Below are 15,041 nucleotides of genomic sequence, written 5' to 3'. Positions count from 1 at the left end.
GGCTGCTGCGTCAGCTTCCGCTTGAATCTGCTCGAGCACTTCTGCTGGTTCCATCCCTTGTCCAAGCTGGCCAAACAGGCTCTTGAACGCGCCATCGGTGGCGTTCCAGGCAGGGTTGGAGGTCGGGTAGAACACTGCACTCGGCAGCATGTCAAGGAACGGCGCCAGGGTTTCATCGCCGGACATCTGATCGGCACCGGAAATGGTGGTCGGCAGGAACCCTTCGGCGCTGACCCATTCGACGTAGTTGTCCTCGGCGAAGAAGAAGTCCATGAACGCGGTCACGGCCTCGGCCTTGTCGCCGTCGTTCTTGAACGACATCAGCCGGTCTGCGACACCCAGTGTGGCGGGCTCACCAGTCGCGGTGGGGATGTTCGCCAAACCGTAGTTCAGCTCAGGGTTCTCGGCTTCGATCTGGCCGACGGTCTGTGGCAGACCGTAAACCATGCCAATCTGGCCCTGGATGAACACGTTGATCATCGGGGTGCGTTGGGTGGCTCCCGGATCGGACTGGGTCAATCCGTCGTCAATCATGCGTTTCATGAACTCGACTGCCTCGAGGTTTTCAGGCGTATCGACGGTGATTTCGTTTTCATCGCCGAATCCGCCGCCGTTGCCAGCCATCCAGATCAGCGCTTCACCCTGGGCTTCTTCGGAGCCGAGTGGCATGCCGTAACCGGGGGTTCCGGTCTCGGTGATAGCGTCAGCGGCATCGTAGAGCTCGTCCCAGGTGGTGGGTGCACCGTCAACGCCGGCTTCTTCGAACAGGTCCTCGTTGTAGAACATGGCCCGTGCGGACGCCAGCAACGGCAGGGCGTACTGGGTCCCGTCAAACTCCTCGTTGACCGCGAAGGACTCCTGGAAGTCTTCGAGAGTTTCGGGTGAGGCGATTTCCTCGGCCGGGTACAGCAGCCCTTCCTCGGCGAAGGCCGCAAAAGCGCCACCGTTGTAGATATCCGGTGCCTCGCCGGCCTGGATCTGGGTGTTCAGGACCGACTCAAGGTTCTCCCACGATTCGACCTGAAGGTTGACCGAGATGTCTTCGTTGGCGGCCTCGAACTCCTCGATGACGCCTTCCCATAGAGCCCTGCTGTTGTCGGAATAGCTGGGTACCAGCAGGTCCAGGGAGGTGCTGCCTTCTGCGTCTCCGCCGGAATCCTCACCGCCAAAGCCGCAAGAGGTGAGCAAGAGACCGGCAGCCGCAACGCTTGCGACAACTCCGGTACGGATGGATTTCTTCATGGTTTCCTCGTTTTTCCAAAGGTGGTGCAGCTGCTAGAGCTGTCACAGGAATACTTGCAACAAGTTGACGGTATTGAGCTCAGAATGAGCATTACTGTTCATCCATTGTGGAACGATACTCGCGTGATCCACGTCTCACGTCAAGCTGATGCGCGAATTGAAATCTGAGCGTTACAAGACGCGCACTGCCCAAAACGTTCCAGGGATGGTTAGATTGATACTGATTGCTTTACCTCTTGAAACGTCACACCTAATCACTCGCGGACCTAGCCGCGGCCACCGTGAAGGAGCGCCAGATGTCCCATCCCACCCCCGAGGCACCCGGTGCCCCAGCCCCCGCCGGGGCACACATGGACCGGGAGCTTCACTCCCAGCCAGCGGTCTGGCGACAGGCGATCGATCAGACGATGGCCGAGGATCTCCTCCCGAAAGACGGTGACCGGGTGGCCGTCGTCGGCTGTGGCACGTCCTGGTTCATGGCGCAAAGCTACGCCGCCGCACGCGAAGGCGCCGGCAAAGGACTGACCGATGCGTTCGCTGCTTCCGAAGCGTCGGTCGTGGCAGGCCGCGGCTACGACGCGGTGGTCGCCATCTCCCGCTCAGGCACCACCACCGAGGTGCTGGAATTGATGAGGTCCTTGCAGGGCACGCTGCGGATGATCGCCGTGATCGGCGATGTCGATTCGCCCGCCATCGGGCTCGCCGACGCCGTCGTTGCCCTGCCCTACGCCGACGAGCAGTCGGTGGTGCAGACCCGGTTCGCCACTGCGGCGCTCGTCTATCTGCTCACCTCCGTGGGGATCGACCTGGAGCCGGCGTTGACCGATGCTGCGGCGGCCCTGGCAGCAGAGGTCAGTCCCCGGCTGCTCGACGCCGAACAGTTCACCTTCCTCGGCACGAACTGGACGGTTGGCCTTGCCCACGAGGCCGGACTGAAAATGCGCGAGGGCGTCCAGGGTTGGACCGAGTCCTACCCGGCGATGGAATACCGCCACGGTCCCATCTCGATTGCCGCACCGGGGCGGGTCGTGTGGCTCTTCGGCGCTGACATCCCTGGCCTCGCCGACGACGTCGCCCCCACCGGAGCCGACTATGTCTACACTGGGCGCCACCCCTTGGCCGATCTCGCCCTGATCCACAAAATCACCCTGGAGCGGGCGAGGGCACGGGGCCTGGATCCTGACCTGCCGCGCAACCTGACCCGCTCGGTCATTCTCGACTCCGCAGCCACCAACGATTCGTAGTCCCGGCGTGAGCACCATCGACCCAACGGCGACGCCGGAGCCAGCCACCGGTCCCGGCCAAGACCTGGTGCTGGCCATCGACGTGGGTGGCACCGATCTGAAGTCGGCACTCGCAGATCCTGCGGGGACCCTGGCCGATATCCGACGCACTGCCACCCCGGCCAGCTCCGGGGTGCCGGGCGAAAGCATCGTTGAGCGGTCGGCCGGGTTGCTCGCCGAGTATCGGGCGGCCTGGCCGGCGAAGACCATCGGAGCCATCGGATTGATCGCGCCGGGCCTGGTCGATGAGGTCAACGGCGTCGGCATCTATTCTGCGAACCTGGGGTGGCGGGACTTTCCCTTCGCTGACCGGCTGCGGCGCGCCACTGGTCTGCCGGTCAGCTACGCGCACGACGTCGGCGCCGCCGGAGACGCGGAAATGCGCTTTGGGGCGGCCCGCGGGCTGGACGACGTCGTGGTGATCATTGTTGGCACCGGTATTGCCGGTGCCGTTTTCTGCGACGGTAAGCGGGTCCTCGGGGGCGGCTATGCCGGCGAACTGGGCCATGCCCAGGTGCCGGGCGGCCTGGACTGTACCTGTGGCCTCCGGGGCTGCCTGGAAACCATCGGGTCGGCCGGTGCAATCGCCCGCCGCTACTCCGAACTCACCGGGCAGTCCGTGCCCGGCGCCCGGGAGGTGTTCGCCGCAGCGGCTGCTGGGGACCCGGCAGGCCGCCGGGTAATCGATGACGCCATCACCGCTTTGGCGTTCAGCATTGCCCAATTGGTGGCGATCCTCGGCACCGAGGCGGTTGTCATTGGCGGCGGTCTGGCCCAGGCCGGTGCTGCGTTGCTTGATCCGCTGCGCCTGCGGGTCAAGCAGAACCTTTCCTTCCATCGTCACCCCGTCCTGCTCGCGGCCCAGATGGGTCAGGATGCAGGACTCATCGGGGCAGCGTTGCGTGCCCGCGGCCTGCTGGACGCGCCATGACACTGCACCTCCGCGGCCACGTCCTCACGGTGACCGCGAACCCGGCCATCGACCTGACCTATGCGGTCCCGCGGCTCATTCCCGGAGCCTCCCACCGCGTCTCGGCGCCGCTGCAGCGGGCTGGCGGTAAGGGACTGAACGTGGCAAGAGTGGTGCATCAGACCGGGTACCCGGCGGTCGCCGTGGCGCCCGTCGGGGGGGCAGCCGGCGCCGAATTCAGCTCCGAACTCTCGGCCAGCGGCGTGCCTTACGCCCTGACCGAGGTGGCGGCGGCCACCCGGCGGAGCATGGCCTTTGTCGACAGGGAGGCAGGGCAGACCAGCATTTTCAATGAAGCAGGACTACCGCTGGCCGCCACCGAATGGAATGCCCTGACTGGGCTGGTGGAAGAAAACCTCGCTGGCGCCGGGGTGCTCGTGGGAGCCGGCAGCCTGCCAGAGGGAGCGCCAGCCGATTTTTATCCAGCACTGGTCCGCCAGGCAAAAGCGCACGGAATTCCGTGCATCATCGACACCTCCGGCGCTGCCCTCCTGGCCGCGGCTGACGCTGGTGCCGATGTGCTGAAACCCAACCACCATGAACTTCTGGAAGCGACCGGAGCGGCAACCATTGCCGACGGCGCCCAGATGTTGCTGGACCGCGGCGCGGGAACCGTAGTGGTCAGCTGCGCCGAGGCTGGCATGTACCTGTACCGGACGGGACAACCACCCCAGCAGGCGTCGCTACCCCGGGTGGACGGCAACCCGACGGGGGCTGGGGATGCGGCGGTAGCGGCGCTCGCCGTCGTACTCGCTGCCGGCATCACCTCCGCGGAAACCCTGCTGCGGCTCGCCGTCGCGTGGTCGGCCGCCGCGGTCCTGATGCCAGCCGCCGGCGAGTTGCACCCCAGCTACCCGGACCTGGAACCGGCAGTTACCGTCAACCAGCACCACCTACCCGAGCAGGAGTCCCGCGCATGACCCTCACACCGACAGGCGAACTGATGGCTGCGGCCGCAGCCGCGGAAACCGGGATTGGCGCGTTCAACGTCATCCAGCTGGAAACCGCCGAGGCGCTGGTGGCCGGGGCCGAAGCGGCGGGGCTGCCCGTGATTCTCCAAATTTCCGAGAACTGCGTCAACTACCATCGCGGGCTGGAACCGATCGCTCTCGCCACCCTTGCCATCGCCCGCGCCGCCCTGGTGCCGGTCGCAGTGCATCTGGATCACGCTGAAGATCCTGAGCTGGCGTTCGCCGCGGTGGACCTGGGCTTCGGATCGGTGATGTACGACGGCGCCGCCCTGGACTTCGACGAGAATGTTGCCACCACCACTCGCGTGGCCACCTACGCCCGGGAACGCGGCGTGTATGTGGAAGCCGAACTCGGCAAGGTCGGCGGGAAGGACGGCGCTCACGCGCCGGGCGTCAGGACGGACCCGGGGGAGGCCGCCGCCTTTGTGGCGNCGGCCACGGGTGTCGACGCGCTCGCCGTCGCCGTCGGCTCCTCCCACGCGATGACTCAGCGCAGCGCCGAACTGGACCTGGTCCTGATCGCGGCCCTGAACTCAGTGCTCGATGTGCCGCTGGTCCTGCACGGGTCGTCGGGGGTTTCTGACGACGTTATCGCTGCGGCGATCCGGGCCGGGATGACCAAAATCAATGTCTCCACGCACCTGAACAGCCTCTCTACCCGGGCCGTTCGCCTGTACCTGGACCACAATCCGACAATCGTCGACCCGCGGAAGTATATCGGGGCCGGGCGTGCTGCCATCGAATCGGAAACCGCACGCCTGCTCACCCTCTTCGCTACTGCCGGCCCGGTCGCTGCGGCAGCCACCATCAACGGGAACGGGCCAGCGGGATGAAACGCGCGGAACGGCTCAGCGCCATCCTTGACCTACTCTCCGAAGCCACCCAGGTGGAAGTCGACGAAATAGTCAGCAAGCTCAAAGTCTCTCCGGCCACCGCCCGGCGGGACCTGGACAGCCTCGCGGAGCAGCGGTTGCTGACCCGCACACACGGTGGGGCCACCATCGAAACCGTCGCCTACGATCTGCCCGGGCGCTACAACAAGGACGTCCACGCCGGGCAGAAGCGCGCGATCGCGCAGGCCGCAAGCGACCTCATCCCCAAGGGAGCGGTGATCGGGCTCTGCGGCGGGACCACCAGCACGGCAATCGCCTCGGCGCTCAGCAAACGCAGCGACCTGATGGAACCGTCAAACAAGCCAACGCTTACTGTCGTCACCAACGCCATCAACATTGCAGCCCAGCTCGCTGTCCGGCCCAACTTCAAAATCATGGTCACCGGTGGCATCGTCAACCCCCGCTCCTATGAACTGGTGGGTTCGTATGCTGACGCGGTGCTGCAGCGGGTGGCCCTCGACCTGGCGTTTGTCGGAGTCAACGGGCTGGACCCGGTCGTTGGGCCCACCATCAGCGACGAGGGTGAAGCCGCGGTCAACGCAATGGTCGCCAAACGCGCCGCCAAGGCCTACGTTGTCGCGGACTCGTCGAAGATCGGTACCCGATGCTTCGCGACCATGACCGGCTACACCTTCAGCAACCTGATCACCGACTCAGGAATCACCGCCGCTCAGCGGCGGTCGTTCGAAGAGCATGGGACCACCGTCATCGTCGCCCCGAAGCTGGGTGCCGACTAGCCCCAAGGATCGCCCACTAGGATGGCTGGCATGTCCACCGAGATACCCAAGGCGTCCACGACGTCGACGCCGGACGATGTCAACCGGTCGGCCCCCGTCCAACGTCGGCGGATCACCGCCGAGATAGCGATTGTGCTCGGACTTTCCCTCGGGCAATCGGCCGTCTACGCGGTGGTCAACCTGCTCGACAAGCTCAGCCAGGCGCCGCTCGCTGCGCAGACTACCCGGCTGAATCCGGTCCTGAATGACCGCCAGTACTTCGACCTCACCTACCAGCTGCTCGGCATCTTCTTCGCGCTGGTTCCGGTGTTCCTGGTGCTTTTCCTCCTGACGGAGCCGGGAAAGTCGGTGTTCCGCACCCTGGGATTCACTTTCAGCCGGCCACGGGTCGATTTCGGCCTGGGGTTCGGCCTGGCGATGGTCATTGGGGTCGGCACGCTCGGCGTCTATGCGGCGGGGCGTGCGCTGGGGATCACGACGGCAATCGAGCCCGCTGCGCTCGACGCCTACTGGTGGACCGTGCCCGTCCTGATTCTCTCGGCGCTGCGTCACGCAGTGGTCGAAGAGGTCATTGTGGTGGGATACCTGTTTCACCGGCTGAAGCAGCTGGGCTGGTCAATGCCGGTCATTATCATCACCAGTGCCCTGCTCCGGGGCAGCTACCACCTGTATCAGGGCTTCGGGCCGTTTATCGGCAATGTCCTGATGGGTCTGATCTTTGGATATGCCTACACCCGGACCAAACGGGTGATGCCCCTGGTCATCGCCCACGCCCTGCTCGATATCGCCGGGTTTGTAGGCTTCGCCCTCTTTGGATCGGCGATTGGTATCGGCGACTAGTCGCGTGGCAACTTGCCGGCCGGTCACACGAAAGGGTGCAGTTAGATTTCCACCAGGCCGTTGGCAGTCTGGAAGGTCACGGACATGATGCCGGGAGTGCCATTGGGTGCCACCCACTGCACAACAACCTCATCGAGCGGCTCGGTCGCCGGCGTGCCCAGCCATTCAGCAATCCGGTCGGGGGACCCTGCAATGGTCAGCGAATCGAGGCGCACTGTAGCGGGTCGGGCCTGTGAGGGGTGCAGGGCCTCAGTACCGTCGTCCCACCGCAACATATAGGGGACCTGGGGATCAGCGATCAGCCCCTTGATGCCAATCTGCTGCCAGGTGAGCTCCTGACCGTCAGGAAATTTGCGGTTGCCCGGGACGGCGCTACGACCGAGGCGTTCCTCGAAGGGGGCCAGATCATCCACAGCAACACACCAACCCATCCAGCCGCCGCCAGCCTCGGACCGGGCGCGAACCGCCTGGCCGAAGGGAGCTTTGTCGGAAGCCGGGTGGTTCAGCACCTCAACAACTTCGAGATATTGACCGTTCAGCATCGGGAAAATCATGTTCCTGGTGCCGAAGCGGGGATGCACACCACCCTTCACCGGGTCGACGCCGAGGGCATCGGCGATCCTCCCCGCAGTTGCTACGAGGCCGTCGGGTTCACAAGCATATGAGACATGGTCCAAGCGCATGGCCCTAGTTTGGCACTTTGTGATCTGTGTCTCGACTTAGGCTACCCTTACCGACGAAAAGGCGTCTCACGCCACCCCGGGCAGCCATCAGAACGATGATCAGCGCCGTGACCTGGAAGAAGCCACCCAGGTACACCGCATCGCCGAAGAGGAACGCCACCAGCTGGAGCACCAGGAGTTTGCTTCCGGGAAGCACCAGCAGCAGGGCCCCACCATTGATCACCCGGGGGAGAACCCGCTCAGCCGTACGGACGCGGGTCAACAGGGCCTTCTTCACCCGCATCACCAGTTCGAGCACCAGCTTCAGCAGCGCAGCGGTCAGCAACGCCAGGGTGAACGTCTCGGAAATCACCGCGGGAAACAGTTGAATGAACAGACCCAGGACGACGAGGTAGACAAAAACATCGACGAGATCGATTGGGCGGATCCGCATGGCGCAAGCTTATCGGGCTGCTGGGGGTAGATCAGGGTCTTTTTTGCCACGGACTTTCAGATACACGGACGTTCACATATTTGCGTCGAAGCTGCGTTTTCGGGTTATCTAGGAACAGGTCACGAGTGCCAGCACGGAGCGGAACACCCCGCTCCACCAAGCCCCGGCTTGCTGGACGGCAACCCTCCTTCGCGGTGGGGTGCCCCGGGTGACGACCAGGCGGCGGACAGGGTGTCCGGCGCAAGCGCGGATTCCGAGGTGGGCGATACCAGTGACAACTATTCACACCGCACAACAGGACCGGGCCCAGGTGACACCTGACGGCGTCGTCCGCTCACTCGGTCTGGGCCCCTTCACCTGTGAAACCGGGGGGCACCTGCCCGAGATTACGCTCGCCTATGAAACCTGGGGCACCCTCAACGACGATGGGTCCAATGCCGTCCTGATTCAGCATGCACTGACCGGCAGCTCCCATGTTGCCCGCGGCGATTCGACCGAAGACGGTTGGTGGGACCAGCTGGTGGGCCCCGGCAAAACCATCGACACCACCAGGTATTTTGTCGTATCCATCAATATGCTCGGCGGCTGCTATGGCTCCACCGGACCTGCGTCAGGGGACCCCGACGGCGTCCCCTGGGGCTCCCGATTCCCCTACCTCACGGTCAGGGATTCGGTCCGGGCTGAGGCCCTCCTGGCTGATGCGCTCGGAATCGATCGGTGGCATTCGGTGATCGGGGGGTCGCTCGGCGGCGCGAGGGCCCTGGAGTGGGCTCTGGTGTACCCGGAGCGGGTCGAACGGTGCGCAGTCATCGCCTGCACTGCCGCAAGCTCGGCAGAGCAGATTGCCTTCGCCCAGGCGCAGCTGCAGGCTATCCGGTTGGACCCGGGATTCGCCGCGGGGGACTACTACCCGGGCACAGGCCCGGTCGCCGGGCTCGGGCTGGCCCGGCGCATCGCCCACATCACCTACCGGTCCGAGCCGGAGCTGGAGCACCGCTTCGGTCGGGCGGCACAGGGTGCAGAGACACCCTTCGGCTCGTCGGACCCGGCAGCCCGGGGCAGATTTCAGGTGGAAAGCTACCTTGACCATCAAGCCAGCAAGCTGGTGGAACGGTTCGACGCCAACAGCTATCTGGTGCTGACCGAAGCACTTATGGGGCATGATGCCGGCCGGGACCGCGGTCCCCTGCACCTGGCGTTGCGGGATGCCACCGCCGAGTTCTTCATCGCAGCGGTTGACTCGGACCGGTTGTATTTCCCCAGCCAGTCCCACACCCTGGCACAGGCCTTGCCGGGGGAGGTGCCCGTCCACACGATCGTCTCACCGATCGGCCACGACGCCTTCCTGACCGAGATTCACCAGCTCGATCAACGCCTGCGGGAAGCCTTCTACACCGATCACTAGTGAATGACCGGGGCTTAGCCGCCGACGCCGGGGGGCATCCCGGGGCCAAAGATCGGAGCGGCATCGGGCCTTTTCGCCAGTACCCCGTCGCCCGAGGACTGGCGGCGGAGCCGGCGCAGCACCCAGGGGACGAAGTACACCTTCGCCCACACCAGGTCCTCCGTCCGCGCGGCGCGCCAGCTCTGATGGGGCAGCGGCTGCGGTTCGAGCGGCGTCAGGGAATGGGGTACCGCGAGGGTTTCCAGCACCATCATGGCAATGGTGTGATGACCCAGCGGGGAAAAGTGCAACCGGTCTCCATCCCACATCTGCGGGTTCACCAGCTGCCGGAGCGCCCACATGTCTGCGATCAGGGCGTCATGCCGGGCGGCGATGATCCTCAGGTTCTCGTTGAAAATTGCCGTCTTGGACCTGAAGTTGCCCAGCACCGAATCTCTCGCGTCGGGGCCAGCGAACAGGACCACCGTCGCCTGATCCGCGCTGAGCGCCTCAACGGCACCGTCCAGCCGGGCCGCCAGCTGGTCCGGGTCGCCACCCGGTCGGATCAGGTCGTTGCCGCCAGCCGAGATGGTGATCAGGTCCGGTTTCAAGGCCAAAGCCGGTGCAACCTGCTGGTCCACGATCTGGTGCAGCAGCCGGCCACGAACGGCGAGGTTGGCATACGCGAAATCCTCCCGGCTCCTGCTGAGTTCTTCAGCGACCCGGTCGGCCCACCCCCTGTTACCGCCCACGCTCTCGGGATTCGGGTCACCAATGCCCTCGGTGAATGAGTCACCGAGGGCAACATAGCGGGTCCACGGATGCGGGATACTGTTCGCCACGCTGCTCTCTGGCATGCTGTCGTGAGGATCGGCCGGGGTGTCGGGCGTCAGGTACAGGTTCCGGTTCATCCTTCTATCCTGTTACAGACCGATACTGAACGCGACCCTCCGCGCGTGAAAGACTAGGTCAATGACTCTTTCGGAATCACCCCACCTGCCAGCCGCCGATCACGCCACCGCGCCTGCCTGGGATCCCGTGGTCCTGTGGTCGCGCCCCGCGGCGGAACGCGAGGGTACCGCCCTGCTCGTCATGTTCCACGGACATCTTGCCAATGAGGAAGACCTCATGGGCTTAGTCGACCATCTGCCGCCCAACCTCACGGTCGCCTCCGTACGGGCCCCCCACGCGATGGGGCCAGGGTTTACCTGGTTCCCCCTCACCCAGGACACCGGATACTCGGTGGATCTGGTGACTGACACCGTCGCCAAGGTAGCCGGCTGGCTCGACTCGGTGAAAGCCGGGCATACCAGCGTGTCCCTGCTCGGCTTCTCCATGGGAATGGCCGTCGCCACCACTCTGCTGCGTCACCGCCCCCGCGACTTCACCGCCGTCGTCGGGCTCTCAGGGTTTGTGGTGCCAGCCGAGGGCAGCCAGTTCTTCAATGACGACGACGCCGCAGCGCACCCGGTGCCGCTCTTCTGGGGGCGCGATCAGGAGGATCCGGTGATCACTCCCGACCGGATTGAATTCACTCACCGCTGGGCTGTCGCACACACGAACCTCACCAAGGTGCTGTATGCGGGCATCGCCCACAGCATCAGCATGCGTGAGCTTGCCCACGTCAAGGAATTCCTCGAGCTGACAGTTTTCGGGATTGAACCGCAGCCTAACCGCCGTTAGCGGTCTCACGGGTGATAGTGACCGAGGCGCCATTCACGGTTACCACGTCGCCTGGATGGAGCTGCGCGCCGCGGCGCTCCTCGATGGCCCCGTTGACTTTCACGAGGCCGTTATCCACCAGCTCCTTGGCCTGTGCGCCGTCCTCAGCCAGATTGGATAGCTTCAGCAGCTGACCCAGCCGGATCATGTCATCAGTAATGGGGATGGTGTGGCCGACGGTCGGGTCGCTTTCTGGGGATTGGTTCATGGCTCCATTCTGCCCGACCCTGCCGGTCTCAGCGGCATGGCTCCGAATCTCTTGATCCGTTCGACTGGTCCCAGGGCACGGGCCAGCCTGCCATAGGATCAATGGGTGTCACACCACCCCCGGCTTCCCCTGTTCCTCGGCCTGCTGCTCGCCGTCTCAGCCGGCGTGGCAATTCCCCTGCAGGGGAGAATCAACGGCGCCCTCGGAACACACCTCAACGATGGGGTTGCCGCAGCGCTGGTCAGCTTCAGCACCGGCCTCGTCCTGATGGTGATCATCACCCTCGTGCTGCCGCGGGGGCGGGCCGGTTTCCGGCAGATACTTCCCTCGGTGCGGGAGCGGCGGTTCCCGCCCATCTATCTTGCCGCTGGCACCATCGGCGCGTTCTTTGTCTTCTCCCAGTCCCTGACCATCGGTGTTCTGGGGGTGGCGCTCTTCACGGTAGCGGCAGTGATGGGCCAGACCCTCAGCGGCCTGCTCGCCGACCGTGCAGGCATCGGGCCGGCAGGGAAACGACCGCTGACCGTGATGCGATTAATTGGCACGGCGCTCGCCGTCGCTGCCGTGGTCTGGGCGGTGTCACCCCGGTTCGGTGCCACCGGCGACCTCAGCAGCTGGCTGATACCGGTGCTGCTGCCGATCCTGGCCGGATTCCTCATCAGCTTCCAACAGGCCATGAATGGCACCGCGTCGGTTCACTATGGGACCCCAATCATCGCCACCCTGATCAATTTCATCTCCGGGGCGTCGGTCCTGCTGCTCGCCTGGCTGATCAAAATTCTCATCGCCGGGCCGGGCGCGGCCCTGCCCGCCGAGTGGTGGTATTACCTCGGCGGTCCGCTGGGATGCGTCTTCATCGGGCTGGGAGCGGTGCTGGTCCGGAGCCTCGGCGTCCTGCTCACCGGTCTGGGGATGATCGCAGGCCAGCTGGTCGGTTCCCTGGCCCTCGACCTGGTCTTCCCGACCCCGGGCACCGTGGTGGAACTCGCCACCGTGGCGGGCCCCATCCTCACCCTCATCGCCATTGTGCTGACCACCTTGCCCTGGCCGAGACGGGCGCTCCGGGTACGCTGATCAGCCGACCCCAGATGCCTTGACCTGGGCAGTTGACCCGGGTAGTTGACCGGAGCAGCCGATACACCCCGGCAGCCGATACGCCTCGGTAGGCTAAGGTTGTACCTTCGATTCGAGCAGGCACCCAGCCCCTGTTTTGGAACCCCTCACCGGGACCATTCACCGGAACCAGGAGCTGAACCTCAGCCCTGCCGGACACCACCACGGACCGCACCCAGCGGCCTGTAGAAATGGAGAACCACCTTGGCCAAGAACCAGTCCGCACTCGACCCCATCATTTCCCTCGCGAAGCGCCGCGGGTTTGTCTTCCAGGCGGGGGAAATCTACGGCGGATCACGGTCAGCCTGGGACTATGGTCCCCTCGGCGCCGAGTTGAAGGAAAACATCAAACGCCAGTGGTGGCAGTCAGTGGTTCGCGGGCGCGACGACGTCGTCGGCCTGGATTCCTCCGTGATCCTCCCGCGCAAGGTCTGGGAGGCATCCGGCCACGTCGAGGTGTTCAGCGACCCCCTGGTGGAATGCCTCAGCTGCCACAAGCGGTACCGGGCCGACCACCTCGAGGAAGAATATGAGGAAAAGAAGGGCCGCGCCGCCGAAAACGGGCTCAAGGACATTGCCTGCGCCAACTGTGGCACCCGCGGGGAATGGACGGAACCGCAGGAGTTCTCGGGACTGCTGAAAACCTTCCTGGGCCCCGTCGCCAACGAGGAAGGCATGCACTACCTGCGGCCGGAAACCGCCCAGGGCATTTTCGTGAACTTCAACAACGTCCTCAACACCTCCCGCAAGAAGCCACCCTTCGGCATCGGCCAGATCGGCAAGAGCTTCCGCAACGAAATCACCCCGGGCAACTTCATCTTCCGCACCCGCGAGTTCGAGCAGATGGAGATGGAATTCTTCGTCGAGCCCGGCACTGATGACGAGTGGCACGAGTACTGGATCAAGAACCGCCTCGACTGGTACACGGACCTGGGCATCAAGCCGGACAACCTGCGGCTGTTCGTGCACCCGCTGGAGAAGCTCAGCCACTACTCCAAGGGCACCACCGACATTGAGTACCGGTTCGGGTTCCAGGGTTCGGAGTGGGGCGAGCTGGAGGGCATTGCGAACCGCACCGACTTTGACCTGTCCACCCACTCGAAGCACTCCGGTACCGACCTGAGCTACTTCAACCAGGGCACCAACGAGCGGTACACACCGTACGTGATCGAACCCGCCGCTGGCCTGACCCGGTCCTTCATGGCCTTCCTGGTGGATTCCTACACCGAGGACGAGGCCCCCAACTCCAAGGGTGGCGTCGACAAGCGCACCGTCCTGAAGCTGGACCCACGCCTCGCGCCGGTCAAGGCTGCCGTGCTGCCCTTGAGCCGCAACGAGGATCTGTCGCCGAAGGCGAAGGATCTTGCCGCGCAGTTGCGCCGGAACTGGAACATCGACTTCGACGACGCCGGCGCCATCGGCCGTCGCTACCGTCGCCAGGATGAGATCGGCACCCCGTTCTGCATCACCGTGGATTTCGAGACCCTGGACGACCAGGCCGTCACCATCCGGGAACGCGACACCATGGCCCAGGAACGCGTTTCCCTCGACAAGGTTGAGGGTTACCTGGCCGCCCGACTGATCGGCTCCTGATGGTGCTGAACTACCGTGAATGGCGCGACGGCGACGACCTTGAGCTGATCCAGCTCTGGGGCGGACCCGAGAACGCGCAGGTCGAGCAGGCCAGGGCACTGTTCCGTCCGTCATCGAACACCCCGTGGCTGCGCTGCATTGTGGCCGAAGACGTGGTGGGAACCGGTACAGCGGGAGACGGTACGGGCGTTCCGGTCGCCGCAGCGTATGTCTTTGAACCGAAGCTCCACAACCAGCGGCTGTGGGCCTACATTGAGGTCGCGGCGGACCACCGCCGCACCGGGGTGGGGTCCACGCTGCTGGCGATGCTGCGTCATGAGGCGGGCGGGTCGCCGTCGGGCGCCACCCAGTTGCGGGCGAAGGTGATTCCCGGCAGCACTGGCGCGGATTTCGCCACGGCCTCAGGGTTCGGGCAGATCCAGCGGTCGCGGATCGTCAAGGTGGAGCCCGGTGCGCTGTCGCTGCCGGTCTTCGACGACGCTGGTGGCCCGCAGCTGGACGAAGCGGCGACCGGATCGGTTGAGCTGACCACCGCCGTCGCCGCCTGGTACAACTCGGTGCACGCGTGGGATCCGGCGGACATGACCCTGGGCCAGGCCCAGCAGTATCTTCTTGCCGACTCCACCGGGGCCGGGGGAGCAGTGGTGCTCAGGGACAAGCCGCAGGCCGACGGCGGGAAGATCGCCGCGTTCGCTGTCAGCTACACCCAGACCCGGACCGATGATCCAGCCGACGTACTGGTTGGCTACGACCCCGACCTCGCTCCGGCGGAGCAGGAAGCCGCGGTAGCGTCCCTGCTGGCGATGCTGGTGCACCAGTTCCCGGTACTGCTTGAGGTGGATGATTCGATGACCGCCCTCGTCAACGTGGTCGAGCCGCTCCTGGCGATGGGATCAGCATCGGTCAGCGCACCGGAAACCCAGGTGATCAGCGACTAGCGACTGGACCTGAACAGTGAGATAAGGCGGG

The 15,041-nt window shown here is 64.8% G+C and carries 16 protein-coding genes and 1 riboswitch; of the genes, 11 read left to right on the top strand and 5 right to left on the bottom strand.

Features of this window, described 5'->3' with window-relative positions:
• On the bottom strand, positions 1-1,242 hold a 1,242-nt coding region (locus K728_RS0110000; protein ID WP_024476588.1), incomplete at its 3' end, for an extracellular solute-binding protein.
• A gap of 296 nt (positions 1,243-1,538) precedes the next feature.
• On the opposite strand from K728_RS0110000, the gene K728_RS0109995 reads away from it, so the two are divergent.
• The 6 genes from K728_RS0109995 (at position 1,539) to K728_RS0109970 (ending at position 6,936) form a co-directional block, all read left to right on the top strand.
• Entirely contained in the window at positions 1,539-2,486 is a 948-nt protein-coding gene (locus K728_RS0109995; protein ID WP_019483549.1) for an SIS domain-containing protein, read from the top strand.
• Positions 2,487-2,493: 7 nt separating this feature from the next.
• Positions 2,494-3,456, top strand: a complete 963-nt coding sequence (locus K728_RS0109990) for an ROK family protein (RefSeq protein WP_019483548.1) — start codon at positions 2,494-2,496, stop codon at positions 3,454-3,456.
• On the top strand, positions 3,453-4,415 hold the full coding sequence (locus K728_RS0109985; protein ID WP_019483547.1) for a 1-phosphofructokinase family hexose kinase: 963 nt from the start codon (positions 3,453-3,455) through the stop codon (positions 4,413-4,415). The genes K728_RS0109990 and K728_RS0109985 overlap by 4 nt, the downstream gene beginning before the upstream one ends.
• Complete coding sequence (locus tag K728_RS0109980) at positions 4,412-5,299, top strand: class II fructose-bisphosphate aldolase (protein WP_024476587.1); 888 nt, start codon at positions 4,412-4,414, stop codon at positions 5,297-5,299. The genes K728_RS0109985 and K728_RS0109980 overlap by 4 nt, the downstream gene beginning before the upstream one ends.
• Entirely contained in the window at positions 5,296-6,096 is an 801-nt protein-coding gene (locus tag K728_RS0109975) for a DeoR/GlpR family DNA-binding transcription regulator (RefSeq protein ID WP_019483545.1), read from the top strand. The genes K728_RS0109980 and K728_RS0109975 overlap by 4 nt, the downstream gene beginning before the upstream one ends.
• Before the next feature lie 30 nt (positions 6,097-6,126).
• The gene (locus K728_RS0109970) at positions 6,127-6,936 is read left to right on the top strand and encodes a CPBP family intramembrane glutamic endopeptidase (RefSeq protein ID WP_019483544.1); all 810 of its coding nucleotides are present in this window, start codon (positions 6,127-6,129) and stop codon (positions 6,934-6,936) included.
• A 41-nt stretch (positions 6,937-6,977) separates the two neighbouring features.
• On the opposite strand, the gene K728_RS0109965 is transcribed toward K728_RS0109970, so the two are convergent.
• Positions 6,978-7,619, bottom strand: coding sequence for a VOC family protein (locus K728_RS0109965; protein WP_019483543.1), 642 nt, complete (start codon positions 7,617-7,619; stop codon positions 6,978-6,980).
• 4 nt (positions 7,620-7,623) lie between these two features.
• Complete coding sequence (locus tag K728_RS0109960) at positions 7,624-8,052, bottom strand: hypothetical protein (RefSeq protein ID WP_019483542.1); 429 nt, start codon at positions 8,050-8,052, stop codon at positions 7,624-7,626.
• A gap of 117 nt (positions 8,053-8,169) precedes the next feature.
• Positions 8,170-8,305: riboswitch (SAM riboswitch) on the top strand.
• 18 nt (positions 8,306-8,323) lie between these two features.
• Between K728_RS0109960 and metX the strand changes: the two genes are divergently transcribed.
• Positions 8,324-9,457: a homoserine O-acetyltransferase MetX gene (gene metX, locus K728_RS0109955; protein WP_019483541.1), complete on the top strand. Its 1,134-nt coding sequence runs from the start codon at positions 8,324-8,326 to the stop codon at positions 9,455-9,457.
• Positions 9,458-9,471: 14 nt separating this feature from the next.
• Here the strand turns inward: metX and K728_RS0109950 are convergent, their stop codons facing one another.
• Positions 9,472-10,293 (bottom strand): SGNH/GDSL hydrolase family protein, encoded by an 822-nt coding sequence (locus K728_RS0109950; protein ID WP_024476586.1) that lies wholly within the window; start codon positions 10,291-10,293, stop codon positions 9,472-9,474.
• 115 nt (positions 10,294-10,408) lie between these two features.
• On the opposite strand from K728_RS0109950, the gene K728_RS0109945 reads away from it, so the two are divergent.
• Positions 10,409-11,119: an alpha/beta hydrolase gene (locus K728_RS0109945; RefSeq protein ID WP_019483539.1), complete on the top strand. Its 711-nt coding sequence runs from the start codon at positions 10,409-10,411 to the stop codon at positions 11,117-11,119.
• Here the strand turns inward: K728_RS0109945 and K728_RS19080 are convergent.
• Positions 11,106-11,366 carry an RNA-binding S4 domain-containing protein gene (locus K728_RS19080; protein ID WP_019483538.1) on the bottom strand — a complete coding sequence of 87 codons (261 nt, stop codon included), beginning with the start codon at positions 11,364-11,366 and terminating at the stop codon, positions 11,106-11,108. The two genes, K728_RS0109945 and K728_RS19080, sit on opposite strands and share 14 nt — an antisense overlap.
• 105 nt (positions 11,367-11,471) lie before the next feature.
• On the opposite strand from K728_RS19080, the gene K728_RS0109935 reads away from it, so the two are divergent.
• The 3 genes from K728_RS0109935 to K728_RS0109925 all read left to right on the top strand — a co-directional run bounded on the left by K728_RS0109935 (position 11,472) and on the right by K728_RS0109925 (position 15,010).
• Entirely contained in the window at positions 11,472-12,440 is a 969-nt protein-coding gene (locus tag K728_RS0109935; protein ID WP_019483537.1) for a DMT family transporter, read from the top strand.
• A 243-nt stretch (positions 12,441-12,683) separates the two neighbouring features.
• Complete coding sequence (locus K728_RS0109930) at positions 12,684-14,072, top strand: glycine--tRNA ligase (RefSeq protein WP_019483536.1); 1,389 nt, start codon at positions 12,684-12,686, stop codon at positions 14,070-14,072.
• A complete protein-coding gene (locus K728_RS0109925) occupies positions 14,072-15,010 on the top strand; it encodes a hypothetical protein (protein WP_019483535.1) in 939 nt (312 codons plus the stop codon). Before K728_RS0109930 ends, K728_RS0109925 begins: the two co-directional genes overlap by 1 nt.
• The last annotated feature ends 31 nt before the right edge of the window (positions 15,011-15,041 follow it).

Origin of the sequence: Arthrobacter sp. CAL618 (genome assembly GCF_000468215.1) — a bacterium.
Taxonomy (GTDB): Bacteria; Actinomycetota; Actinomycetes; order Actinomycetales; family Micrococcaceae; genus Arthrobacter_D.
Note: the sequence above shows the minus strand (reverse complement) of the source record. Positions and strands in the feature narration are given on the sequence as shown.

Excerpts from the sequence above, each read along its gene's own strand:
- K728_RS0109995 (WP_019483549.1), top strand. The coding sequence starts at position 1,539 with ATGTCCCATCCCACCCCCGAGGCACCCGGTGCCCCAGCCCCCGCCGGG.
- K728_RS0109985 (WP_019483547.1), top strand. The coding sequence starts at position 3,453 with ATGACACTGCACCTCCGCGGCCACGTCCTCACGGTGACCGCGAACCCG.
- K728_RS0109975 (WP_019483545.1), top strand. The coding sequence starts at position 5,296 with ATGAAACGCGCGGAACGGCTCAGCGCCATCCTTGACCTACTCTCCGAA.
- K728_RS0109970 (WP_019483544.1), top strand. The coding sequence starts at position 6,127 with ATGTCCACCGAGATACCCAAGGCGTCCACGACGTCGACGCCGGACGAT.
- K728_RS0109965 (WP_019483543.1), bottom strand. The coding sequence starts at position 7,619 with ATGCGCTTGGACCATGTCTCATATGCTTGTGAACCCGACGGCCTCGTA.
- K728_RS0109960 (WP_019483542.1), bottom strand. The coding sequence starts at position 8,052 with ATGCGGATCCGCCCAATCGATCTCGTCGATGTTTTTGTCTACCTCGTC.
- K728_RS0109950 (WP_024476586.1), bottom strand. The coding sequence starts at position 10,293 with ATGCCAGAGAGCAGCGTGGCGAACAGTATCCCGCATCCGTGGACCCGC.
- K728_RS0109945 (WP_019483539.1), top strand. The coding sequence starts at position 10,409 with ATGACTCTTTCGGAATCACCCCACCTGCCAGCCGCCGATCACGCCACC.
- K728_RS19080 (WP_019483538.1), bottom strand. The coding sequence starts at position 11,366 with ATGAACCAATCCCCAGAAAGCGACCCGACCGTCGGCCACACCATCCCC.
- K728_RS0109925 (WP_019483535.1), top strand. The coding sequence starts at position 14,072 with ATGGTGCTGAACTACCGTGAATGGCGCGACGGCGACGACCTTGAGCTG.